Source organism: Shewanella goraebulensis (assembly GCF_030252245.1).
Taxonomy (GTDB): domain Bacteria; phylum Pseudomonadota; class Gammaproteobacteria; order Enterobacterales; family Shewanellaceae; genus Shewanella; species Shewanella goraebulensis.
On sequence record NZ_CP126972.1, the window covers coordinates 3,927,385 to 3,951,935 of the forward strand.

The window sequence follows — 24,551 nt, forward strand, 5'->3', positions numbered from 1 at the left end:
ACTCAGATAAAAACTTATCTGGGTTGTATGGTTAAGCCTCACGAGTCATTAGTACAGGTTAGCTCAACGCCTCACAACGCTTACACACCCTGCCTATCAACGTCCTAGTCTCGAACGGCTCTTTAGAGGAATTAAATTCCTAGGGATGACTCATCTTAGGACTCGCTTCCCGCTTAGATGCTTTCAGCGGTTATCGATTCCGAACGTAGCTACCGGGCAATGCTATTGGCATAACAACCCGAACACCAGCGGTTCGTCCACTCCGGTCCTCTCGTACTAGGAGCAGCTTCCTTCAATCATCCAACGCCCACGGCAGATAGGGACCGAACTGTCTCACGACGTTCTGAACCCAGCTCGCGTACCACTTTAAATGGCGAACAGCCATACCCTTGGGACCGACTTCAGCCCCAGGATGTGATGAGCCGACATCGAGGTGCCAAACACCGCCGTCGATATGAACTCTTGGGCGGTATCAGCCTGTTATCCCCGGAGTACCTTTTATCCGTTGAGCGATGGCCCTTCCATACAGAACCACCGGATCACTATGACCTACTTTCGTACCTGCTCGACGTGTATGTCTCGCAGTTAAGCTGGCTTATGCCATTGCACTAACCGTACGATGTCCGACCGTACTTAGCCAACCTTCGTGCTCCTCCGTTACTCTTTGGGAGGAGACCGCCCCAGTCAAACTACCCACCAGGCACTGTCCCGAACCCCGATAAGGGGCCACGGTTAGAACATCAAAACTACAAGGGTGGTATTTCAAGATTGACTCCACTCCATCTAGCGACGAAGCTTCAAAGTCTCCCACCTATCCTACACATGTAGGTTCAATGTTCAGTGCCAAGCTATAGTAAAGGTTCACGGGGTCTTTCCGTCTAGCCGCGGGTATACGGCATCTTCACCGCAATTTCAACTTCACTGAGTCTCGGCTGGAGACAGCGTGGCCATCATTACGCCATTCGTGCAGGTCGGAACTTACCCGACAAGGAATTTCGCTACCTTAGGACCGTTATAGTTACGGCCGCCGTTTACTTGGGCTTCGATCATGAGCTTCTCCGAAGATAACCCAATCAATTAACCTTCAAGCACCGGGCAGGCGTCATACCGTATACGTCATCTTGCGATTTTGCACAGTACTGTGTTTTTGATAAACAGTTGCAGCCACCTGGTATCTGCGACTCCCAGCAGCTTAGAGAGCAAGTCTCATCACCGCCAGGAGCGTACCTTCTCCCGAAGTTACGGTACCATTTTGCCTAGTTCCTTCAGCCGAGTTCTCTCAAGCGCCTTGGTATTCTCTACCCGACCACCTGTGTCGGTTTGGGGTACGATTCCTACTAACCTGAAGCTTAGAAGATTTTCCTGGAAGCATGGCATCAACTACTTCATCCCCTTGGGGACTCGTCATCAACTCTCAGCCTAGTGTTCACCCGGATTTGCCTAAGTGAACAGCCTACAGTCTTAAACGCGGACAACCAACGCCGCGCTAGCCTAGCCTTCTCCGTCTCTCCATCGCAGTTAGCAAAAGTACAGGAATATTGACCTGTTTCCCATCGACTACGCCTTTCGGCCTCGCCTTAGGGGTCGACTCACCCTGCCCCGATTAACGTTGGACAGGAACCCTTGGTCTTTCGGCGTGGGGGTTTTTCACCCCCATTATCGTTACTCATGTCAGCATTCGCACTTCTGATACGTCCAGTGTGGGTTACCCCTTCACCTTCAACCGCTTACAGAACGCTCCTCTACCGCTTGCTCCTAAGAGCAAACCCATAGCTTCGGTGTATTGCTTAGCCCCGTTAAATCTTCCGCGCAGGCCGACTCGACTAGTGAGCTATTACGCTTTCTTTAAATGATGGCTGCTTCTAAGCCAACATCCTAGCTGTCTAAGCCTTCCCACATCGTTTCCCACTTAGCAATAACTTTGGGACCTTAGCTGATGGTCTGGGTTGTTTCCCTTTTGACGACGGACGTTAGCACCCGCCGTCTGTCTCCCGAGTAGTACTCACTGGTATTCGGAGTTTGCAAAGGGTTGGTAAGTCGGGATGACCCCCTAGCCTTAACAGTGCTCTACCCCCAGTGGTATTCGCTCGAGGCGCTACCTAAATAGCTTTCGAGGAGAACCAGATATCTCCGAGTTTGATTGGCCTTTCACCCCCAGCCACAAGTCATCCGCTAATTTTTCAACATTAGTCGGTTCGGTCCTCCAGTTGATGTTACTCAACCTTCAACCTGCCCATGGCTAGATCACTCGGTTTCGGGTCTACACCTTGCAACTAAACGCGCAGTTAACACTCGGTTTCCCTACGGCTCCGCTATTCGCTTAACCTCGCTACAAAATGTAAGTCGCTGACCCATTATACAAAAGGTACGCAGTCACGGTCTCAAGAACCGCTCCCACTGCTTGTACGTACACGGTTTCAGGTTCTATTTCACTCCCCTCACAGGGGTTCTTTTCGCCTTTCCCTCACGGTACTGGTTCACTATCGGTCAGTCAGGAGTATTTAGCCTTGGAGGATGGTCCCCCCATATTCAAACAGGATGTCACGTGTCCCGCCTTACTCGATTTCATCTATGGTTAGTTTTCATGTACGGGGCTATCACCCTGTGCCGCTGTGCTTTCCAACACATTCCACTAACACCCCATAGACTTAAGGGCTAATCCCCGTTCGCTCGCCGCTACTAGGGGAATCTCGGTTGATTTCTTTTCCTCTGGGTACTTAGATGTTTCAGTTCCCCAGGTTCGCCTCATAACGCTATGTATTCACGTTATGATGACCACTTATGTGGCCGGGTTTCCCCATTCGGACATCGTTAGCTCAAATGCTTGTTACTAGCTCGCCAACGCTTTTCGCAAGTTACTACGTCCTTCATCGCCTCTGACTGCCAAGGCATCCACCGTATACGCTTAGTCACTTAACCATACAACCCAAATAAGTTTCAAAGAAACTCAAGTTGTACCGTAACTAGCTGGTTTATTACTAATTTGCATCTCTTGCGAGTACACAAATTCGCCTTAGTTTTTAGAATATTCAAGACACTTAATAAAGTGTTTTGAGAACTCAATGTATTACTGAAAAGGGATTAACTTCCCAATAATACGATTTGTAATTAATTAACATGACAGACTCATGCAATTAAATACTATCAGCTTTCCAAATTGTTAAAGAACAATGCTAACCGGCTTGCGGCGCATTTCGCTCAACTCCATAAAGGAGTAACAAGCAATCTGTGTGAACACTCAACAAACATCAAGTTAGTCGTATAGGTAAGGAGGTGATCCAGCCCCAGGTTCCCCTAGGGCTACCTTGTTACGACTTCACCCCAGTCATGAACCACACCGTGGTAAACGTCCCCCCGAAGGTTAGACTATCTACTTCTGGTGCAGCCCACTCCCATGGTGTGACGGGCGGTGTGTACAAGGCCCGGGAACGTATTCACCGTAGCATTCTGATCTACGATTACTAGCGATTCCGACTTCATGGAGTCGAGTTGCAGACTCCAATCCGGACTACGACGTACTTTGTGAGATTAGCTAGACCTTGCGGCTTTGCAACCCTCTGTATACGCCATTGTAGCACGTGTGTAGCCCTACTCGTAAGGGCCATGATGACTTGACGTCGTCCCCACCTTCCTCCGGTTTATCACCGGCAGTCTCCCTAGAGTTCCCACCATAACGTGCTGGCAAATAAGGATAGGGGTTGCGCTCGTTGCGGGACTTAACCCAACATTTCACAACACGAGCTGACGACAGCCATGCAGCACCTGTCTCAGAGTTCCCGAAGGCACTAAGCTATCTCTAGCGAATTCTCTGGATGTCAAGAGTAGGTAAGGTTCTTCGCGTTGCATCGAATTAAACCACATGCTCCACCGCTTGTGCGGGCCCCCGTCAATTCATTTGAGTTTTAACCTTGCGGCCGTACTCCCCAGGCGGTCTACTTAATGCGTTAGCTTGGGAGCCCAGTGCTCAAGGCACCAAACTCCGAGTAGACATCGTTTACGGCGTGGACTACCAGGGTATCTAATCCTGTTTGCTCCCCACGCTTTCGTACATGAGCGTCAGTCTTTGTCCAGGGGGCCGCCTTCGCCACCGGTATTCCTTCAGATCTCTACGCATTTCACCGCTACACCTGAAATTCTACCCCCCTCTACAAGACTCTAGTTCACCAGTTCCAAATGCAATTCCCAGGTTGAGCCCGGGGATTTCACATCTGGCTTAATGAACCGCCTGCGTACGCTTTACGCCCAGTAATTCCGATTAACGCTTGGACCCCTCGTATTACCGCGGCTGCTGGCACGAAGTTAGCCGGTCCTTCTTCTGTAGGTAACGTCACAGCAGTTGTTTATTAAACAACTACCTTTCCTCCCTACTGAAAGTGCTTTACAACCCTAGGGCCTTCTTCACACACGCGGCATGGCTGCATCAGGGTTTCCCCCATTGTGCAATATTCCCCACTGCTGCCTCCCGTAGGAGTCTGGGCCGTGTCTCAGTCCCAGTGTGGCTGATCATCCTCTCAGAACAGCTAGGGATCGTCGCCTTGGTAAGCCATTACCTTACCAACTAGCTAATCCCACCTAGGTTCATCCAATCGCGAAAGGCCCGAAGGTCCCCTCCTTTCCCCCGTAGGGCGTATGCGGTATTAGCAGTCGTTTCCAACTGTTATCCCCCTCGACTGGGCAGATCCCTAGGCATTACTCACCCGTCCGCCGCTCGTCAGCAAAGAAAGCAAGCTTTCTTCCTGTTACCGCTCGACTTGCATGTGTTAGGCCTGCCGCCAGCGTTCAATCTGAGCCATGATCAAACTCTTCAATTAAAGTTTTTTGAAACATTCGAAAACGTTTCGGCTCAATGAATTCTGATTACATTATGAAGACTCGGAAGAATCTACATCCTGTTTGTTACATATTGCTATGAACACTCATCGTTACATTGATAATAATTTTGATTGCCACCTAAGTGACAATTTCGATTAACTCAACACCTGTGAGTGTCCACACAGATTTACTTGTTTGATTGTTAAAGAGCGTTGACCGTGTTGGTCAGGGATGCGTATTCTACGCTTTCCCTCGTTGGCGTCAAGTGTTTTTTCAAACTTCTTTTTGCCGTTGATTTGAGGTAGTTAAAACCGCTTCAAATCAAGCTGACTCAGTGTTGGCTAGTGCCTGTTGCCGTGTCAGTGGATGCGCATTATAGGCAAATACTGAAACACCGCAAGGGCTTTTTTAAATATTTATGACAAACACGACTCAACTGAACAATAGTTAATCACAATGTGGTCTTTTTGCTCTAATTAGCCTGTTTTTAGTGTATTCGCTCGAAATAAACACCTTTGAGAAAGTATCAAAGTAGTGGCCGTGTTCTACTTAATTGCCATTAATAGCGACATGTACTTGTAACAATATTCATTTAGCTATTGGTTTTATGTGCTATTTAGCCTATTTTAATTTTATTAGGGAAAATTATGCTTCACCATATTGTTAGGAATATCTATGTTCAGTTTACGTCTGCTTGCTTTTTTACTTTGTAGTAGTGTTAGTCATATCAGTTTTGCCACTGTCATTTATACATGGGTAGATAAGGATGGTGTGTCTCATTACAGCCAACAGCCACCAGCAGGTGTCGACTCAAAAAAAGTATATAGTGAAGATATTGAACCTGCACAAGTAGGTTATGTGCCAGTGTTACCCACCACATCATCAAGCAAAACAAGTCAAGATTCAGATTTGGCAGCAAAAGCTAAACTCATCAAAGAAAAGGACGCAGAACAAGCCGCTTCAATTTGTGAAAGTGCGAAACACAGTTTAAAAGTATTAAGTACTTATCAACATCTGCATCGTAAGGATGCGGAAACAGGCGAAGAGATTGTAATCACCGAAGAAGAAAGACTGGCGCAGATTGAAAAGAATGAAGAACGTAAAAAACTTTTCTGTAATTAATTTAAAAATACCATAAACATTTAAAGCTAAAAAAGGAGCCCTAGGCTCCTTTTTGTTACTCACTATAAATATCGACTGAAATATTTACTGCGCGTTACGCACTGTATACATAGAACGAAACTCACCATCATTACAAGTTTCTGTACCTGAACGCCAACCATCTTCGAATGCATCAATACCAGATAAGGTTTCATCTTTCATAGACTCTAAAGATTCATTGGTTTGCTTTTCCTTCAATGCACCACTGCAGCCCTTGTTATATCCGTAATGATAAAGGCTGTTATATTCCACATTACCGACACCGATAATATCAGATTCACTTTTTTCAGGTGAACTACTACAACCTGTAGCAGCTATTGACAGTAATGCGATACCTAATACGACAGTTTTCTTCATGGTATATCCTTTTACTTGAATTTAGATTGAAGATTAATAACGCCTCTTTAATCAAATTAGTTTAAAAATCACTCACTATCAAGTAGTTCATCTCAGTTATAACGTCAAACTGGCTGGTTCTGTATCTAATGTGTTCGGATTAAAACGAAAGAAGGAACGATACTTTTGCATCGTTCCTTCCTAATTATCGTTAATAAAGTTTAATTACTGTTTAAATGTCAGCAGTCCATCTACAACATCAATTAGAATTTGCTTACCTGGTAGCAACTCACCTTTTAATAAATGATGCGCTAATGGGTTTTCAATTTCTTGTTGTAATGCCCTTTTAAGTGGACGAGCTCCGTAAGTTGGATCAAAGCCAGCTTCTGCAATCAAGGCTAAGGCATTTTTCGAAATAGACATGGTAAAGTCTTTTTCAGCTAAACGTGCTTTTAAGTTTTCTAACTGGATCTCAGCAATATGAGCAATATGCTCAGCCGCTAAAGGATGGAACACTACGGTTTCATCAATTCGATTCAAAAATTCAGGCCTAAAGCTTTGGGTCACCACACTCATAACAGCTGACTTCATTTGTCCATAGTCTTGAGAGGCAAAGCCATCTTGAATAATGTCAGAGCCTAAGTTGGAGGTCATAATAATCACAGTGTTTCTAAAATCGACTGTTCTTCCTTGACCATCTGTTAAGCGACCATCATCTAATACTTGCAGTAAAATATTAAATACATCTGGATGTGCTTTTTCTACTTCATCTAACAAGATGACTGAATAAGGTTTACGACGCACAGCTTCAGTTAAGTAACCGCCTTCTTCATAGCCAACATAACCAGGAGGTGCGCCAACTAATCTCGATACCGTATGCTTTTCCATAAACTCAGACATATCGATACGTACCATTGCAGATTCAGAATCAAACAAGAAATTCGCCAGAGATTTACATAGCTCGGTTTTACCAACCCCAGTAGGGCCCAAAAATAGGAATGAGCCAATTGGACGATTCGGATCAGCAAGGCCTGCTCGGCTGCGTCTTATCGCATTCGATACCGCTTCGACCGCTTCGTTTTGACCAATGACGCGTTGATGCAGCGCACCTTCCATTTGCAATAACTTATCACGCTCGCCTTCAAGCATTTTTGAAACAGGGATCCCCGTCGCTTTAGATAACACTTCAGCAATTTCAGTATCAGTTACTTTATTGCGCAATAAAGTCATGTCCTGCATTTCTGCTTGCGAGGCTAAATCCAGTTGTTTTTCTAACTCTGGAATACGACCGTATTGAAGCTCAGACATACGGGTCAAATCACCTGCACGTTTTGCCACTTCCATATCCATGCGTGATTGTTCTAAATCCGCTTTAATATGTTGAGTACCTGCAAGTGCTGCTTTTTCTGTATGCCAGATTTCATTTAACTCGCCTGCTTTCTCTTCTACTTGCTTAAGCTCAGTTTGCAAATGATTTAAACGCTTGCGACTAGCTTCATCTTCTTCTTTCGCCAATGCTTGCTCTTCAAGCTTAAGCTGAATAGCACGGCGATCTAAACGATCAAGCGCCTCAGGTTTAGAATCGATTTGCATACGAATGCTCGATGCCGCTTCATCAATCAAGTCGATAGCTTTATCGGGTAACTTTCTGTCTGAGATATAGCGATGCGACATGCTTGCAGCCGCAACAATAGCAGGGTCAGTAATTTCAACATGGTGGTGCAATTCATAACGCTCTTTCAAGCCACGTAAAATCGCAATGGTATCTTCTACATTTGGCTCTTCTACTAGCACTTTTTGAAAACGACGCTCAAGCGCTGCATCTTTTTCAATGTATTGACGATACTCATCTAGCGTAGTCGCACCAACACAATGTAAATCACCGCGAGCTAAAGCAGGTTTAAGCATATTCCCTGCATCCATCGCTCCTTCGCCTTTACCGGCACCGACCATGGTATGAAGTTCATCGATAAATAAAATCACTTGACCTTCTTCTTGAGCAAGTTCATTTAGCACTGCTTTTAAACGCTCTTCGAATTCACCACGGTACTTGGCGCCAGCAATTAACGCGCCCATGTCCAAAGATAATACGCGTTTATTTTTAATCCCTTCGGGTACTTCACCATTAACAATACGCTGAGCTAATCCTTCAACAATGGCAGTTTTACCGACACCTGGCTCACCTATTAGTACCGGGTTATTTTTACTGCGACGTTGCAATACTTGAATAGTGCGACGAATCTCTTCATCACGACCAATCACAGGATCGAGTTTTCCTTGCTCCGCACGCTCAGTGAGATCGACTGTAAACTTGTTTAATGCTTGGCGTTGATCTTCCGCATTGGGATCATCAACCTTTTGTCCACCACGAATTTGCTCGATAGTTTTTTCAAGTAATTCTTTACTGGCACCTGCATCTTTTAGGCACTTACCTAATGGATCTGTACCTTCAAGTGCCGCCAAAACAAACAATTCAGAAGAGATATACTTGTCTTTACGCTTTTGAGCCAACTTATCGCACAAGTTTAATAAACGGATCAGGCTTTGGGATAATTGAATATCACCACCAGCACCTTCAACTTGAGGCTGACGCTCTAATTCTTGGCTAAGTGATGAACGTAAGCCGCTCACATTGATCCCAGCTTGGGTCAATAATGGATGAATTGAGCCTGAATCTTGATTTAATAACGCCATCATCAAATGAATAGGTTCAATAAACTGATGATCACGCCCTAATGCCAAAGATTGGGCATCTGAAATAGCGATTTGAAATTTGTTGGTCATACGATCGAGTCTCATACGGCCTCCTACACAATTTAATAAAAACGGAATGTTTTGATAATTAAAATATGGGGATGTTTATGAAAATTTCAATCTTGGAAGATAAAATCAGTACATTAGTGTTAGATTAATTGATTCAGATCAAATCGAAAAAACAGATTAAGACTTTAACCAAATAAAAGAAGCCATACGACCTGTTTGTTGATCGCGGCGATAAGAAAAGTAATCTTTATCTGAATGCGTGCAGGTATCAGCACTAAAAATTTGCTTAATACCTAACAATGTTAAGCCCATTTTTGCTAGCGCGTTCAAATCGGCAAGATATTTATCAGATGGCTTATCACATGATTCGTTAACAACAGGCTTGAAGTATTGCGCAGAGTGTTTATTTACCATCACAAACTGTTGTTTCACTTCTACACCGACTTCAAATGCTTCAGGTCCAATCGCTGGGCCTAAATAAGCCATTAACTCGGAAGGGGCACAGCTAAACTTTTTTACTGCTGTTTCGATAATGCCATCGCACAAGCCACGCCAACCAGCATGCACCGCCGCAATTTCTGTTCCTGCTTTATTACACAGTAATACCGGCAAACAATCAGCCGTCATAATCGCTAATGAAACATGAGGGGATGAGGAATAACTGCCGTCAGCTTTGGGTGGGACATTATTGACTAACGATGCAGCAGACAAATGAGTGCAATCAACAATCTCAGTGCCATGTACTTGTTCAAGCCACAACAAAGGAGCAGTTATAGATAACCTTTGCTGAATTAAAGCGCGGTTAGCCAATACATCTGACGCCTTATCTCCGACATGTAAACCTAAATTAAGGCTATCGAAGGGAGGCTTGCTTACACCGCCATGACGATTTGTCATAGCGATGCTAACATTATCAGGGATCGGCCAACTGGCTTTATACACGTTTTGCCCTTTTCTTAGCAGAAGTTAAAGATACTCGATTGGGTTTTCTTCAGTATCTTTACGCATTGCTTTAGCAAGCATTTGCATATCTTCAGGAATAGGAGCCTGCCACGACATAATTTCATGAGTGAAAGGATGCGCTAACTCTAAACGTACAGCGTGCAAAGCCTGACGATTGAAGTTTTTCAAAATATCAAAAAACTCAGGGCTGGCTTTTTTAGGCGGACGAGGACGGCCACCATAAACTGGATCGCCCACAAGTACGTGACCAATGTAATCCATGTGAACACGAATTTGGTGAGTACGACCTGTTTCTAGACGTAATCTCAAACGGGTATGCGCTCGGAATTTTTCAGCAACACGGTAATGAGTAACTGAAGGACGTCCACCCATAATGACAGCCATTTGGGTACGACGAGTTTCATGACGCTCAATCGGCTCATCAACAGTGCCACCAGCAGTCATAGTACCAATAACAATCGCTTCATATTCACGAACGATGTCACGGGCCTGCAGTGCAGTCACTAAATGCGTTTGCGCTTCAACGGTTTTAGCAACAACCATTAAACCTGTGGTGTCTTTATCTAAACGATGAACGATACCCGCACGAGGGACGTGCTCAATATCAGGACAATGATGTAATAACGCATTTAATAATGTGCCATCAGCATTGCCAGCTCCTGGGTGAACCACTAGGCCAGCTTGCTTATTAACGACAATAATATGGTCATCTTCATAGACAATATTAAGCTCAATATTTTGCGCTTTATCTTTTACTTCTTCTTCAAGCGTTGCTTCTACCGCAATTAACTGCGACTCTAATACCTTCTCACGAGGTATATCGACAACAACGCCATCGACAGAAACTGCACCAGATAGGATCCATTCTTTGATGCGTGTACGGGAATAATCAGGGAACAATTCAGCCAAAGCTTGGTCTAAACGAAGACCCGTTTGATTTGCTGTGATCTCGCTTTTTAGGTTAATCTCTTGTGTCATAGGAACCGTACCCCTTTTTTGGGGTCCAAAGTGAATGTGCTATCTGTTACAATCGGATTGTTTTCTATTTTACAGTGAAATGGAAAAATTCTTAACAACAACTTATAAAAGAATTGAATTTACATATGTCTAAATTTGCCAAAGGCGCCGCCCTAGTATTGTTTTCATTAGCTTTATCAGCTTGTAGTACCTCAAAAGGTTTTGAGGATGAAGACCTAAATGGTAAGTCTCCAGAAGGCCTTTATAGCCAAGCAAGGACCTCAATGGAGCTTGGGAACTATTCTAAAGCAGTAAGAACCCTTGAAGCTTTAGACTCTCGCTACCCATTTGGACCGCATAAAACTCAAGTACAACTTGATATGATTTTTGCGTATTACAAAATGGATGACGTCGCATCTGGCATTGCCAATATCGATCGTTTCTTACGTTTAAACCCAACGCATCCAGATATTGATTACGTGTATTATATGCGTGGTTTAACAAATATGCAGGCTGATAATTATCTTTTCCATGACATGATGAATATCGACCGTACCGATCGCGACCCTAAAAATGCTCAAGATGCATTTAAAGATTTCGATCGTTTAATCAAAAGTTACCCAAACAGTAAATATTCTGCCGATGCACAACAACGTATGCAGTATCTTAAAAACCGTTTAGCTCAATACTCGATTAAAGTAGCTGAGTATTATATCAAAATGGAAGCATGGAGTGCGGCTGCTGTTCGTGCTCAATCTGTGATGGAGCAGTTCCCAGGAACACCAGCCATTGAACGTGCACTGGAAATCATGTCAGAAGCTTACGGTGAATTAGGTCAAGAGCAGCTAAAACAGAATGTATTAACCGTTATGGCAGCTAACTTCCCTGATAATAAAGAGTTAAGCAACTAACAATTACTAGCCGATTACTTGTAAATACAGAAAAGCCCGCACTCATATCGCGGGCTTTTTTATTGCTTCAACTTAATTTTTAGCTTACACAATGCTGATAAACAAAACCGCCATAAAGGTATTTAGTTGCCTCAGCGCCTAGCACTGCAACCTTATCACCATCTTGTAATTTACCAGAATGAATCAAATTAGATAAACTCACCCAAATAGCTGCAGAACCTAAATTGCCGAACTGTTTCGCATCATTAATGATTCTATCTGGCGTCATCCCTAAAGCTTCGGCCATTAGCACATCAATATGACCATTCGCTTGATGAGGTAAAATATAAGCAAAGTCATCCAACTGGTAGCCGCGGCTTTGTAGTGCTTGCCAGCCAAGTTCAAATAGTTGACTACCCTGCTCTCTAACTGCATGGATATTATGGTGAAAACGCGCCATTCGTTTTTCGCCAACATCTTTTGAGCCGCTATCTAAATAAAACCCAGGTTGTTTTTGGTGGCCTATTTGTCCTAAATAGATATCTGAGACTTTAGCCTTCCCTTCGGTTAATGGCCCTAATACTGTCGCGGCAGCGCCATCTCCCATTTGCACATAATTTACTAATTGTTCGGTGTCGATAAATGTCTTATCCATATCAAAATAAACAGAACCTGTTTCAACCCCAACAATAGCAACCGGTTTTTGATTCACCGCGCAAAAAGCCGAAGCTATCTGTAAACCGTTAGCAAAGCCTGTACATGCTTGCCTTAGCTCTAAATATGGCCCGTGATACGCCATAACATCAGCAAGCCATGCGGCATTAGGCGGCACTTGGGTGTGGGGAGTACAAGTATGAGTGAGTAAGTAATCCAACTCATTACTGTTTATAGCGGCGTTTTGTAATGCTTGAGTTAAAACCTGCTGACTTAACTCAATACTGGTTGGCGAAGCTGAGCTTGTTGCTTTAGTTAAATCTCTCACCAAGTGACGGCCTTCAATACCCAGCCGTTTAGCAATACTTTTAGCTTTACGCGCATTTAAACGACCACATTGTTGAGATAAACAAGCCAAAAGCATTTCATTATCAATATTTATACCCGGCAATTGATGGGCAATTGAATACAATGACAAATCATGTTGAGCAAATTTTACTGCCATTTTTCCTCCAATTTATCTTGTAAGGCATCCAAGCAAATTCCCATATGTTCAAATGCCCTGTCTTGGCTTCGCAATAATTGAAACAGGTTTTGGGTAATTGACTCTTGTTGTTGGTTAAATTCAGCATTATCCGCGCCTAACTCCATTGCATGGTGACGACTGATGTAAACATGTTTGGCTTCATCTTTTTTAATTAAGCCACAAAGCTGACTAAAAGGATGGTTTGCTCCTAAATGGCTATGTTCAAAAGCCTGCATAATTTGAGTGACGCAGGTATCTAACACTGCAATACGGACAAAATGATGACTGTAATTATCTACTCTGCCAAGGCTTGTATAAAAACGTTTAGCAAGCCGTTGCACTTTCGCAACCGAATCAACTTCAGGTAAATTATCCACCACGCTTTGCAAAGCAGTATCATGTCGACACTCGTCAGACTCAACTTCCATCAAGGATGAAATCAGCCTTTCAGAATGCGCAGATATAATAGAGTGATGCTTGATTGAGTTATCTCGTAATCTGATAATTTCTTGGTTGAACACCAGTTGCGCCGATTGCTCTCCACACAAAAGGAGTGGCAATAGATGCGCCATAGCCTCAGCTTGGTCATCATTAAATGACAAGGATGAATGACCAAAGTGGTTTATCCAGCTTTGAAGCCGAAGCGCATTTTTCCCAAACAAGACTTGAGGTGAGGCTTGCTTACCAAAACAACGTTTAACGATCTTACTGCTGCCCATATTGATAGCGCCTCCATTGATGATAAATAACCGGTAAGACCAAAACATCAAACAACCACGCTAATGAAATCACCATACAAGACAACAGACTAAGCTGCGCTATAGGGGCAAAGTCGGATGCTAAACCAATACCGAACCCCAATACTAAGGTTAAGCTGGTAAAACTAATCACAGGAATGATGGCTGAATATTTAGGCCAGAAAAGGTCAAACGCCAAAGCCTTGCTAGGCTCTGGTAGCTTTAATAGAAGATGCAAAGTATCGTCGACAATAATGCCTAACATGATCCCTAACACGACAGCACTACCAATACTGATATAGCCTCCCATTAACTGCCATGCGCCAAATACCCATAGTAGTGGCAAGAAATTCACCATTAAGCCAATCAACGCAAATATCAAACTGCGTTTAATAACACCTAAAATGATACTGAGCATCAGTAATGCAATAGCGAAAGACCACAGCATATTATTGGCATTCTCTACTGATAAATGTGCAAATAACAAACTGTTTCCTAATGCGGGGCTAACGGTAAAATCAGGTTTGTTTTCCCCTAGCCAATCATCTACCTGATGCTCAAACGCTATCATTTGTTTAGCCGTTAAAGGGGCAAGGTAAATAGATAGTAAACTTGATTGATAATCTGCAGATATTTCAGCGCCAAGTCCGAGGGTATTTACTGAATTTTCACTGACAACTCGCTTAAACTGGCTTTGTGTTAATCCAGCACTTTTCACCCAATCGCCAATATGTGTCACCCTGTTCACTTCAGGTTGTTGTTTTAAAAAACGTGCGAATTGATAGAGAAAACTTAAGTATTGTTTGTCATAAATAGAATGCGAAGTTTGAGTGGCACCATTTGAAACATCATCCCCGCTCGCATTATCAGAGCTATCGTCATCTGAGATAGCAGCATTTACGCTGATTTCATAATTAATTAAATTTACTCCATCAAAGTATTGCTGCATCTTCTGCTTAGATTGACTAAAAGGATTTTCAATTGGGAAGTAACTAAATGGATCATCATTGAGTTCAAGTTTGGATGCGCTGAATATCGCCAAAGTTGAGATTAATGCCACGCTAACGAGTATGGCTGTAGGGTATTTAATTCCTCTTTTTGCCATAGTCTCAATGGGGAAGTGAGCTATTTGACTCTGGTCTTTTCGACTAAGAAGCTCGGGTTGTTTTTTTGTAGATCTTTTACCAAGCGAGCTGACAATAACGACCATTAAACTATGACAAAGCAGGTAATGACATAAAACGGCTATAGCCACCAAGATACCGAAAGTTTGAATTGGTGGTGACGGGCTAAAACTCAATAAACCAAAACCTAACATGGTTGTTAGTGTGGCATAAAATAATGGCAGCTTATTATGCTGAAAACTAAACTGAAGTGGGTCGTCATTTTGCTGTTTAAGCGCCAGTTGCCATGCCAAATATAAATGCGCGGAATAAGCTAACGACAAGGTGATAATAATGACGGGAATAAATGCACTAATCGCGGCGATGGTTAGTTTAAACCAACCTGCAATTCCCAAGGTTAGCATTAACGTAACCACACAATTTAATCCAATAGCCAGCAACCATAATCGCGCTCGGATAAATAAAAATGCCATTAAAGTGATTATCAATAATAAACACGGTGCAAACCAAGCTAAATCATGACGTAGCACTTTTGCATATTGCCAATTAAGTGCTTGCTCACCACTTAGGTAAACATTCACTAATGTGTTTTTATTTGAGTCCCAATATCCGTTAGCATTATTCAATAAGCTATCTACATTGTGATCACGCCATAAGGTCTCATTGGCGAAATTTTGTTTACCTACATCACTGAAGTTAATGTTAAGCAGTATGGCTTGACCATCTGCAGATATCACCAGCGGCAATCGTGGATTTTGTTTATAGCTTAATAATTTGGCACGTTTATTTGCATCATCCCCTTTCACAAGATGGAGTATTGAATCATCTATATTAGAAACATCAATAAACGAGGCATAACCACCCACTTGCGCAATAGTACTATCTTGCGCTAACTGTTCGATAAAGTGGGTTAACAACAATTGCTGCTTGGGTTGACGCCAATCTTGTTGGTTTTCCAATATCAAGAGTAAATTATTTCGCTGTTCAAATTTATGGGTAATTCGCTCAAGCCCCAGAAATCCAGCATCGTCATGGGCAAAGTAATCATTGAAGTTCACATCAAGGTTAATTCTAAGTACGCCAAGGACACTGAAAGTAATCAACATCGACACCACTAAACATACCCTAAAAGGATGTTTTTTCGATCGGTTAATCAGGGTCAATTGCCAGCTCAATAGCCTGTTCCTAATGTGAGAATGAGATGATATCCATTGTATTCAATCAATAAGACCTTGTTGCGGTGGATTTCTATTCAAACATAGCTGAAATAGTTGAAAAACGTCTGCACAAGCTTTGCTGATGACCTTTCAAGCTGTTAGTTTAATCCATTAGTTTTAGCTGAACATTTGAGCCTTTTGCGGAATTCTTAGTCAAACAAACCTAAAAATAACCTTATCACTAAAAAAAAGTTGACTATAGACCGCAAAAAACGTTTAATTGCGTCCGTCGCCCGAATAGCTCAGTCGGTAGAGCAGAGGATTGAAAATCCTCGTGTCCCTGGTTCGATTCCGGGTTCGGGCACCATATTTAGATTTGGTGGCTACTGCGACCAAATAACAAAAAAGCCTCGCAATGCGAGGCTTTTTTGTATCTGTCTATTTTGTAATAAGTGTCAAACAGACTCGAATGAATACCAGTGCAGTTACTCAACTATACTGGCTTAAACAAAATAACGATGACCAAAATACTATTATCTATGTTGCTTTGTATAAACAGTCACTTTTCAACAATTGCTGTTATCCCCAAAAAGCTAGGCCGGCTCAATATAATCCACTAGCATTTGCACCGTTTGATTGCCTCTAAACTCGTTCACATCAAGCTTATAAGCCACTCTTGCATGCTTAATTGTCGCGTCAGGCCAAGTGGCTAAATCGACATTAAACGCTATCGCATCCATCATCACTGAACCACAGTCGGTTTCAAGTACTAACTTAAGGTGTTTCTCACCCACTATTCTTTGTTGGATCACGCTAAAGTGGCCATCAAAAAGTGGCTCTTCAAACGACTGCCCCCACGGACCAGACTCCCGTAATAAAAATGCAGTTTCAAGATTCATTAACTGAGCAGGTAACTCACCATCTGATAAAACTTCACCCGTTAGTTGTTCAGGCTTTAGTATTTCACGTACCGCTTTATCATAGGCTGCTTCAAACTCAATAAAGGCATCTGCTTTAAGCGATAAACCTGCAGCCATTGCATGACCGCCAAACTTGATAATCATGCCCGGATGACGGCTATTAATCAGCTCAAGTAAGTCACGCATATGCAGACCTTTGATTGACCTAGCAGAACCTTTAATTTCTCCATCGCCTGCATCAGCAAAAGCAATAACCGGTCGATGATATTTATCTTTGATCCTTGAGGCTAAAATTCCAATCACCCCTTGATGCCAATCATCTTGGAAAATGGCTAAACCCCAAGGCAATTTAGATTCATCTAGGGTGAGTTTTTGCAGGCTTTTAAGTGCTTCTTGCTGCATACCTGCTTCAAGTTCGCGGCGCTCACCGTTAAGGCCATCGAGTTCATCAGCCATTCTGCGCGCTAGCATCATATCTTCACATAAGAGGGTTTCAACACCCAATGCCATTTCATCAAGTCGACCTGCTGCATTAAGTCTTGGCCCTACTGCAAAACCAAAGTCAGATGCCACAATGCGCTGTGGGCTTCGTTTGGCAACTTCTAACAGTGCGGTAATGCCTACACGACAGCGACCACTTTTGACTCGCTGAAGTCCAGCCTGAACTAAAATGCGGTTATTACTATCAAGAGACACCACATCTGCAACCGTACCTAGCGCCACAATATCTAAAAGGCTTCCTAGATTAGGTTCTGCAATATGATTATTTTGAAACCAGTCTCGGCTTTTAAGCTCTGCTCTTAAAGCTGACATCAAATAAAAAGCCACTCCGACTCCCGCAATCGACTTACTGGCAAACTGACAACCATCTTGATTCGGGTTAACGATAGCGTCTGCATCTGGCAGGCTTTTACCTGGTAGATGGTGATCTGTCACCACCACTTGCATGCCTAATTGCTTAGCTGCAGTAACACCATCAATTGATGAAATACCGTTATCAACGGTAATCAATAACTCTGCGCCTTTTGATTGTGCAACGGCGACAATTTCAGGACTTAAGCCATAACCATAATCAAATCGATTCGGAATAAGGTAATCAACTTTAGTCGCCCCCATCATCCGAAGAGCAAGTAAACACACACTAGTGGATGTGGCACCATCGGCGTCAAAATCGCCAACAATCAATATCGATTTTTGGGCAGCAACCGCATCGGCAATGATCGCTGCTGCTTCAGGCAAGCCCAACATAGTATCAGGTCTAAGTAGCTTAGATAGACTTAACTCACACCCAGTTAAATCGACATTTCGACGTGCATAAAGTTGTTTTAACAAAGGATGGATAGTCGCGGGTAAATGGCTGTCATCTACATCAGCACGGCGAACAATTTTGTGAGCCACAAATAAACCTTATCGATAGAAATGAAAAAAGATCAAAAGCAAGATAACAAAAAAGGCGAGCTAAGTGCTCACCTTTTATTAAAATAGCGCGATATAATTATATGAACGAGCCATCGACAACCATCATCAAACCCTACAAGTTAAATGTTAGTTTTAATGGTGTTTAATAACGCTTCTGGTGGCTGGTAACCTGGTACTAAAATACCATTTTCTAACACGATAGCTGGCGTGCCATTAATACCAAATGCTTGGCCTAAACGATATTGACCTTCGATGTTAGCATCACAACTAGCCGCTTTAACGTTACCGCCAGTTTTGGCATCTGTCATTGCCTTCAAAGGATCTTTAGCACACCAAACCGCTTCCATTTCCTGCGCGTTTGCAGATGGAATACCCGCACGAGGGTAAGCTAAGTAACGTACGGTAATACCTAGGTCATTATAACCGTCCATTTCTCTGTGTAGCTTTCGGCAATAACCACAATCTACATCAGTAAAGATAGTCACAACGTGCTTTTCGTTCTTAGCTTTGTAGACCAACATATCGTCTTCAAATGGTTTAAGCATATCAACACGAGGGCCGGCAAGAGCCGCTTCGGTCAAGTTTTGCATGCCATTTTTAAGATCATACATGTTACCGTGAATTAGCTTAGTTCCATCGGGTGAAACATATAATACACCGCGATCAGTAAATGCTTGATACAGACCATCAATAGGTGATGACTGGATTTTCAAAACATTGACACCAAGTACATCTGATACTTGTTTTTTCAATTCAGTTTCATTGGGGATATCTGTTGCTGAAGCTGCCTGTAGCAGTGGGGCAACAGCTAGCGTAATCGCAAAAGAGAATGCTTTGGTTAACTTCATTAATTAATCCTATTGGGTAAAACTGAATGTCTCAGCTAATACATAGACCTGATATTGTCGGCAAAAGTTACAGAGAATATTTTACTAAATCAACCTTAACTCTTTTATTGGTGACTACTACCACCAAATTTTAAGTAACAATTCATTATAGAGTGCTGCATATCACTAGCCTCTTGGGTGGTGCTCACTATGCAATTGCTGCAATCTAGCTTTGGCAACATGAGTATAAATCTGGGTTGTTGATAAGTCGCTGTGTCCTAATAAAAGCTGCACCACGCGCAAGTCTGCACCATGATTCAGTAAATGAGTAGCAAAGGCATGGCGTAATGTGTGCGGCGATAAATGGCAATTAATGCCTGCCCGAATTGCATACAACTTTATTCGATGCCAAAAGGTTTGCCGTGTCATCATTTGACCGCGTTTAGACGGAAACAACACATCACTTTGCTTGTTATTCAGTAATTCAGCCCGTGCCGCTAATAAATATTGCTCAATCTCAGTCACTGCGAGTTCACCCAAAGGCACTAAGCGCTCTTTGCCGCCCTTGCCTACGATTCTCACTAGACCTTGACGCAGACTGATCTGCTCAAGCGTCAGGCTCACTAATTCAGTAACACGCAGCCCTGTTGCGTAGAGTAACTCCAGCATCGCTTTGTCGCGACACTCGATGGCATCTTCAACATTTGGCTCGTCTAACAAAGCATCGATTTGGCTCTCGCTTAACGCATCAGGCAGTTGGCGTGCAAGTTTAGGTGACTCAATTAAACTGGTAGGGTCAATTTCAATAGTCTGCTTAACAATCAAATAGCCATAAAAACGACGCAGGCTACTAAGCAGTCTAGCAGTGCTAGTTTTAGCAAAATTATGTTCAACTCGATAGGCTAAATAATCTCGAATAGTTAGCTGATCAACTTCAATCAAGCACATACCTTGGCTCAGCACAAAACGTTCAAAATGACGTAAATCGGTACGGTAGGATGCAAGGGTATTATCACTTAAGCCTTTTGTTGACCAAAGGTCATCTAAAAAAGCATCTATGATGGGGTCAGCTTGATACTTATCAGTCACTTTTAATCCTAAAAAAACGGCGTTACTTCACATGAAGTAACGCCGTTAGTGTAACCAAAATTAGTTTACTTTGACAAAGTTTGTCATAGGTAAATTATTGATTAGCTTGCTGCAACAGTTTGGTTTTTAGCTGGCACAAATAAGCATGCCACTATCGCGATACCGACAGGTAATAACCAAGCCATACCTTCACTGTGAAGAGGCATAAAGCTTAAGAAGTTAATTTCGAAACCAGCAGCTTTTAAGCCATCAAACACACCGAAGAACAAGGCAACCGATAGCACTAAACGGTGCGAAAACTCAGGGCGTGCAAAGCGTTCAGTTAAGAAAGTAATTGCCACTAATGCAATCGCAACAGGGTAGATAGTCATCAATACTGGAATACTGATATTAATTAACTGAGTTAAGCCAACGTTAGCAACAGTTGCACATACTAAGCTGAAAAAGATAACGAATGCTTTATAAGAAACCTTTGGCAGCAATTCATTGAAGTATTCAGAACAAGCAGTGATTAAACCAACAGCAGTTGTCAAACATGCGATGCTCACGACAGCGGCCAATAACACAGTACCCATAGTACCGAACTCGTGGGTTACATAATTTGTTAGAATTTGACCACCATTTTCAGCGCCAGCTGCAATCTCACCTGCAGTCGCACCTAAATAGAATAATGAGATATAAACAAATGCTAAACCAGACGCAGCTATAATCGCGGCGCGAACAAGGTAACGAGTTTGCGCTTTTGATTCAGTGATGCCTTTCTTACGTAAAATATCAATAATCAACATGCCAAAGATCACTGAAGCCAGTGTATCCATAGTGTTGTAACCTTCTAAAATACCTTTAGAAAGTGGGCTAGTAATATAGTCACCTGTTGCAGCACCTACTGCAGCGCTCGGAGTAACAATGACTGAAACCGCTAAACCCACTAATAAAAAAATCAAAATTGGGGTTAATACTTTACCCACGCTATCAAGCAACTTACCAGGGTATAAAGACAACACCATAGCTAAAGAAAAAAAGCCAATGGTGTAAAATAGTTGAGCTTGATTAAGCGCTAACGCGCCTATTTGAATAACCGCTTCTGCATTATCTAAAAACGGACGAGCGCCAATTTCAAACGCAACTAAACCAGTACGAGGCGCCGCGAATGCAGGGCCAATAATGATATAAATAGAGACAGCAAGTGCTGTTGCAGCAAAAGCGGGCAACATCGCCATGACCTTACCATTTGCCTTAGCGACTGCAATCAGGCCTGCAAGAGGTAAACCCACGGCTGTAACAAGAAAGCCCAACATTGCGAGAGTCATATTCTCGCCAGCTAACATACCTGCAAAAGGAGGAAAAATTAGGTTACCCGCACCTAAGAAAAATGCGAAAGTCATAAAGCCTAAGCCTAATGTATCGCCGATACTCATATTACTGTTTTGCACAAAATGCCCCATCTTGTTGTTTTGTTTTTTAACAAACTTAAGTGATTCATTGATAATTAGCTACCGCTAATCAAAACCAGCCTGTAAGAATGTAAACTTAAAATTACACTTAGTCATATTAAAAACTACTCATAAATGGTTATAAAAAAGCCATTTACTCGCTTTTACAATACTCATTTGTGAGTCGTATTTCATTTTCAGCCATTTAATTGCGCGAAACGCCTTTAAACGGGTAGGAACTAATATCAAATAGCGTTTAGATAAACAAGCGCAAAACCAGCACAATGCAAAATTAACCTTTATCTGAAAACAAGGTTAAAACTCACAAAACATTCCTGCTACAGGCCAACCACATAGCGCGCATTTAGCAACATCTACGCAACGCTAATTATTTTGGGGAATAAACTAAAAGCAGTTACCATGTGTCCTCTAAAGCACCATAGTTAATATCAGAATAAAACCATGCCATTTACCTTTAAGCAGTTCCACATTGATGATAGCCATTGCGGAATGCCTGTCAGTACTGACGGCGTCATATTAGGCGCTTGGGCAAAACTACCGATTACGACTGATGAAAATAAACCGAGAAACCGCTATCGTATTCTCGATATTGGTGCAGGCAGTGGTTTGCTATCATTAATGGCAGTCCAGCGAATCAATAACCTTAATACTGATGTCATTGCAGTTGAACTCGATGACGGTGCTGCCCAAGACTGCCATTTCAACTTTGAGCAAAGCCCATGGCATTCGCAGTTGAGGGTTCAGCACCAAAGTATTCAGCAATTTGCTGATGAGATTGCACGGTCTGGTTCTGCGTTATTTGATGCCATTATTTGTAATCCACCCTACTTTGAAAATGGTCCACAATCTGATGCTAAGCAACGTGCAACAGCAAGACATACCAATACATTAAACTTTGAAACACTGTTAACGCATATTCAACAGTTACTCTCGGCGAATGGTACGGCAAGTCTGATCATTCCTATTCAAAGCGAACTTGGCTTTTTGGCCGCGCTTTCGCAAACTGAGCTGGTTATTACTGCCAAAACCACCATTTGCACAGTTGAAACCAAAGCCACTAGTAGGCTCCTTTTAGCGCTTAAACATCGTTCAGCCTTAAGCAAGCAACTACCCAAACTAATCTCGTCAAATTTGATTATCTCAGACGGTAAAGGTCAGTACACAGAGGCAATGAAACAACTTTGCCGCGACTTTTATTTGAAACTTTAAGGTTTAATCTGCTTTTAACTGATTACTCTCTCGCTGAGATTAACAACTTAGGTTATAATGTCCGGCTATCAATCAGTGAGACCCAAAGCGCATGCTATTTGAAGATTTTGACCTAGATCCACGCCTATTAGACTCTCTAAAGGCCATGGGACATTTAAGCCCGACTACCGTTCAACAACAAACATTGCCAATGGCTATGGAACAACGGGACATTTTAGCTAAAGCGCCTACAGGTACCGGTAAAACTGCTAGCTTCTTGCTACCTGCTTTACAACACTTGATTGACTTCCCGCGCCGCTTTAACGGTCAAGCCAGAATATTAATTCTGACACCGACTCGTGAACTTGCTAGTCAAATCCATCGTTATGCTTGTCATTTAGCCACAGATCTTGAACTAGATGTTGGGATCATCACTGGTGGTGTGCCGTACGGGCCGCAGGAAGAACAACTTGAAGAAAATATCGATCTATTAATCGCCACACCAGGTCGTTTAATGGAATACCTCGATAAAGGTCAATTCGAAGCGACTGAAGTCGAAATGCTGATTATTGATGAAGCTGACCGCATGCTAGACATGGGCTTCTCATCAGTCGTTGAAACTATTGCGATTGAAGCTCAAGGTCGTAAACAAAACATGCTTTTCTCTGCCACCTTAGAAGGTAGCGGTGTTGCCCGTTTTGCTCACGTATTGTTAGAAGATCCTGTCACGATTGATGTTGAGTCTCCACGCAGCGAAAAAGCTAAAATCCACCAATGGGCTCACTTAGCTGATAACAATGCCCATAAATTTGCATTACTGTGCAACATCCTTCAGCAAGAGTCTGTTAAACGCACCATTGTTTTCGTTAAAACTCGTGAAGTGGTTGCTAGCCTTGAAGGCTTACTACTCAAAGCAGGTATTCCTTGTGCTTTCTTGCGTGGTGACATGGAACAAAAGAAACGTTTCCAAGCCTTAAGTAAGTTCAGTAAAGGTGAAGTGAACATTTTGCTCGCAACTGATGTTGCTGCACGCGGTATCGATATTGATGGTATTACTCATGTAATCAACTATGACATGCCACGCTCAGCTGATGCTTATGTTCACCGTATTGGTCGTACTGCCCGTGCTGGCGCAAAAGGGACTGCTATCTCATTAGTTGAAGCTCACGATATGCGTATCGTCAGTAAGATTGAGCGCTACATTGAACAACCATTAAAGCGTCGTTATATCGACGGCCTAAGACCTACGCACAAAGAGGCGAAGGTACCGGGTAAGAAAAAAGATAAAAACAAGATTGCTGCCAAGAAATCTAAGAAGAACAAAAAGAAGAAATAATATTTCTTGATTAACATTTTCATAAAGCCCTGAATTGTAAACACAGCTCAGGGCTTTTTTATGGTCTAAATTCGAATTTGTAGCGTAATCAACTACTCAAGCGCAAAATAAATTTCCTGAAACATTTATTTCACAACTAACGCTTTTTCTTCAATTGGTTGTCTGTTAATTTAGAGCCTATAGTGCTCTAAGTTGTTAATATTTTAATAAGAAACTGAGTTTGAGCTGAGTTTCAAGC

General features: G+C 42.6%; 15 protein-coding genes, 1 tRNA gene and 2 rRNA genes. 5 read left to right on the plus strand and 13 right to left on the minus strand.

Annotated elements, in window-relative coordinates; genetic code table 11:
- Window positions 1–27: 27 nt before the first annotated feature.
- Together QPX86_RS16640 and QPX86_RS16645 are read right to left on the minus strand one after the other, a co-directional pair.
- Window positions 28–2,919 (minus strand): 23S ribosomal RNA (locus QPX86_RS16640).
- A 347-nt stretch (window positions 2,920–3,266) separates the two neighbouring features.
- A 16S ribosomal RNA gene (locus tag QPX86_RS16645) occupies window positions 3,267–4,811 on the minus strand.
- Together the 16S and 23S rRNA genes form the textbook arrangement of a ribosomal RNA operon.
- Window positions 4,812–5,487: 676 nt before the next feature.
- Between QPX86_RS16645 and QPX86_RS16650 the strand changes: the two genes are divergently transcribed.
- Window positions 5,488–5,934, plus strand: coding sequence for a DUF4124 domain-containing protein (locus QPX86_RS16650; protein ID WP_220753954.1), 447 nt, complete (start codon window positions 5,488–5,490; stop codon window positions 5,932–5,934).
- An 84-nt stretch (window positions 5,935–6,018) separates the two neighbouring features.
- Here QPX86_RS16650 and QPX86_RS16655 read toward each other — a convergent pair whose 3' ends face one another.
- The 4 genes from QPX86_RS16655 to rluD form a co-directional block, all read right to left on the minus strand.
- Window positions 6,019–6,330, minus strand: coding sequence for a hypothetical protein (locus QPX86_RS16655; RefSeq protein ID WP_220753953.1), 312 nt, complete (start codon window positions 6,328–6,330; stop codon window positions 6,019–6,021).
- Between the two features lie 204 nt (window positions 6,331–6,534).
- A complete protein-coding gene (gene clpB / locus QPX86_RS16660) occupies window positions 6,535–9,108 on the minus strand; it encodes an ATP-dependent chaperone ClpB (protein ID WP_220753952.1) in 2,574 nt (857 codons plus the stop codon).
- Between the two features lie 141 nt (window positions 9,109–9,249).
- The gene (gene pgeF / locus QPX86_RS16665) at window positions 9,250–10,014 is read right to left on the minus strand and encodes a peptidoglycan editing factor PgeF (protein WP_285163257.1); all 765 of its coding nucleotides are present in this window, start codon (window positions 10,012–10,014) and stop codon (window positions 9,250–9,252) included.
- Window positions 10,015–10,038: 24 nt separating this feature from the next.
- The gene (gene rluD / locus QPX86_RS16670; protein WP_220753950.1) at window positions 10,039–11,013 is read right to left on the minus strand and encodes a 23S rRNA pseudouridine(1911/1915/1917) synthase RluD; all 975 of its coding nucleotides are present in this window, start codon (window positions 11,011–11,013) and stop codon (window positions 10,039–10,041) included.
- Between the two features lie 125 nt (window positions 11,014–11,138).
- On the opposite strand from rluD, the gene QPX86_RS16675 reads away from it, so the two are divergent.
- Complete coding sequence (locus QPX86_RS16675; RefSeq protein ID WP_220753949.1) at window positions 11,139–11,903, plus strand: outer membrane protein assembly factor BamD; 765 nt, start codon at window positions 11,139–11,141, stop codon at window positions 11,901–11,903.
- Between the two features lie 79 nt (window positions 11,904–11,982).
- On the opposite strand, the gene QPX86_RS16680 is transcribed toward QPX86_RS16675, so the two are convergent.
- Genes QPX86_RS16680 through QPX86_RS16690 form a run of 3 tightly spaced genes read right to left on the minus strand, consistent with a single transcriptional unit; the run spans window position 11,983 to window position 16,098 of the window.
- Window positions 11,983–13,041: a 3-oxoacyl-ACP synthase III family protein gene (locus QPX86_RS16680; protein WP_220753948.1), complete on the minus strand. Its 1,059-nt coding sequence runs from the start codon at window positions 13,039–13,041 to the stop codon at window positions 11,983–11,985.
- Complete coding sequence (locus tag QPX86_RS16685; RefSeq protein ID WP_285163258.1) at window positions 13,032–13,781, minus strand: hypothetical protein; 750 nt, start codon at window positions 13,779–13,781, stop codon at window positions 13,032–13,034. Before QPX86_RS16685 ends, QPX86_RS16680 begins: the two co-directional genes overlap by 10 nt.
- Window positions 13,768–16,098, minus strand: a complete 2,331-nt coding sequence (locus QPX86_RS16690) for an efflux RND transporter permease subunit (RefSeq protein ID WP_285163259.1) — start codon at window positions 16,096–16,098, stop codon at window positions 13,768–13,770. The genes QPX86_RS16685 and QPX86_RS16690 overlap by 14 nt, the downstream gene beginning before the upstream one ends.
- 273 nt (window positions 16,099–16,371) lie before the next feature.
- On the opposite strand from QPX86_RS16690, the gene QPX86_RS16695 reads away from it, so the two are divergent.
- Window positions 16,372–16,447 (plus strand) — tRNA-Phe (locus QPX86_RS16695).
- Window positions 16,448–16,673: 226 nt separating this feature from the next.
- Here the strand turns inward: QPX86_RS16695 and recJ are convergent.
- The 4 genes from recJ to brnQ all read right to left on the minus strand — a co-directional run bounded on the left by recJ (window position 16,674) and on the right by brnQ (window position 21,780).
- Entirely contained in the window at window positions 16,674–18,398 is a 1,725-nt protein-coding gene (gene recJ / locus QPX86_RS16700) for a single-stranded-DNA-specific exonuclease RecJ (protein ID WP_285163260.1), read from the minus strand.
- A 140-nt stretch (window positions 18,399–18,538) separates the two neighbouring features.
- On the minus strand, window positions 18,539–19,267 hold the full coding sequence (dsbC, locus tag QPX86_RS16705) for a bifunctional protein-disulfide isomerase/oxidoreductase DsbC (protein WP_220753944.1): 729 nt from the start codon (window positions 19,265–19,267) through the stop codon (window positions 18,539–18,541).
- A 165-nt stretch (window positions 19,268–19,432) separates the two neighbouring features.
- Complete coding sequence (xerD, locus tag QPX86_RS16710; protein ID WP_220753943.1) at window positions 19,433–20,335, minus strand: site-specific tyrosine recombinase XerD; 903 nt, start codon at window positions 20,333–20,335, stop codon at window positions 19,433–19,435.
- A 101-nt stretch (window positions 20,336–20,436) separates the two neighbouring features.
- Window positions 20,437–21,780 (minus strand): branched-chain amino acid transport system II carrier protein, encoded by a 1,344-nt coding sequence (gene brnQ / locus QPX86_RS16715; protein WP_285163261.1) that lies wholly within the window; start codon window positions 21,778–21,780, stop codon window positions 20,437–20,439.
- 450 nt (window positions 21,781–22,230) lie between these two features.
- Between brnQ and QPX86_RS16720 the strand changes: the two genes are divergently transcribed.
- Together QPX86_RS16720 and srmB are read left to right on the plus strand one after the other, a co-directional pair.
- Window positions 22,231–22,998: a tRNA1(Val) (adenine(37)-N6)-methyltransferase gene (locus QPX86_RS16720; RefSeq protein WP_285163262.1), complete on the plus strand. Its 768-nt coding sequence runs from the start codon at window positions 22,231–22,233 to the stop codon at window positions 22,996–22,998.
- Between the two features lie 91 nt (window positions 22,999–23,089).
- Window positions 23,090–24,313, plus strand: a complete 1,224-nt coding sequence (gene srmB / locus QPX86_RS16725) for an ATP-dependent RNA helicase SrmB (protein ID WP_220753940.1) — start codon at window positions 23,090–23,092, stop codon at window positions 24,311–24,313.
- Window positions 24,314–24,551 lie beyond the last annotated feature (238 nt).

Coding starts and splice junctions, on each gene's coding strand:
- QPX86_RS16685 (WP_285163258.1), bottom strand. CDS start 13,781: ATGGGCAGCAGTAAGATCGTTAAACGTTGTTTTGGTAAGCAAGCCTCA.
- QPX86_RS16650 (WP_220753954.1), top strand. CDS start 5,488: ATGTTCAGTTTACGTCTGCTTGCTTTTTTACTTTGTAGTAGTGTTAGT.
- QPX86_RS16675 (WP_220753949.1), top strand. CDS start 11,139: ATGTCTAAATTTGCCAAAGGCGCCGCCCTAGTATTGTTTTCATTAGCT.
- clpB (WP_220753952.1), bottom strand. CDS start 9,108: ATGAGACTCGATCGTATGACCAACAAATTTCAAATCGCTATTTCAGAT.
- QPX86_RS16655 (WP_220753953.1), bottom strand. CDS start 6,330: ATGAAGAAAACTGTCGTATTAGGTATCGCATTACTGTCAATAGCTGCT.
- dsbC (WP_220753944.1), bottom strand. CDS start 19,267: ATGAAGTTAACCAAAGCATTCTCTTTTGCGATTACGCTAGCTGTTGCC.
- rluD (WP_220753950.1), bottom strand. CDS start 11,013: ATGACACAAGAGATTAACCTAAAAAGCGAGATCACAGCAAATCAAACG.
- srmB (WP_220753940.1), top strand. CDS start 23,090: ATGCTATTTGAAGATTTTGACCTAGATCCACGCCTATTAGACTCTCTA.
- brnQ (WP_285163261.1), bottom strand. CDS start 21,780: ATGGGGCATTTTGTGCAAAACAGTAATATGAGTATCGGCGATACATTA.
- QPX86_RS16680 (WP_220753948.1), bottom strand. CDS start 13,041: ATGGCAGTAAAATTTGCTCAACATGATTTGTCATTGTATTCAATTGCC.
- QPX86_RS16720 (WP_285163262.1), top strand. CDS start 22,231: ATGCCATTTACCTTTAAGCAGTTCCACATTGATGATAGCCATTGCGGA.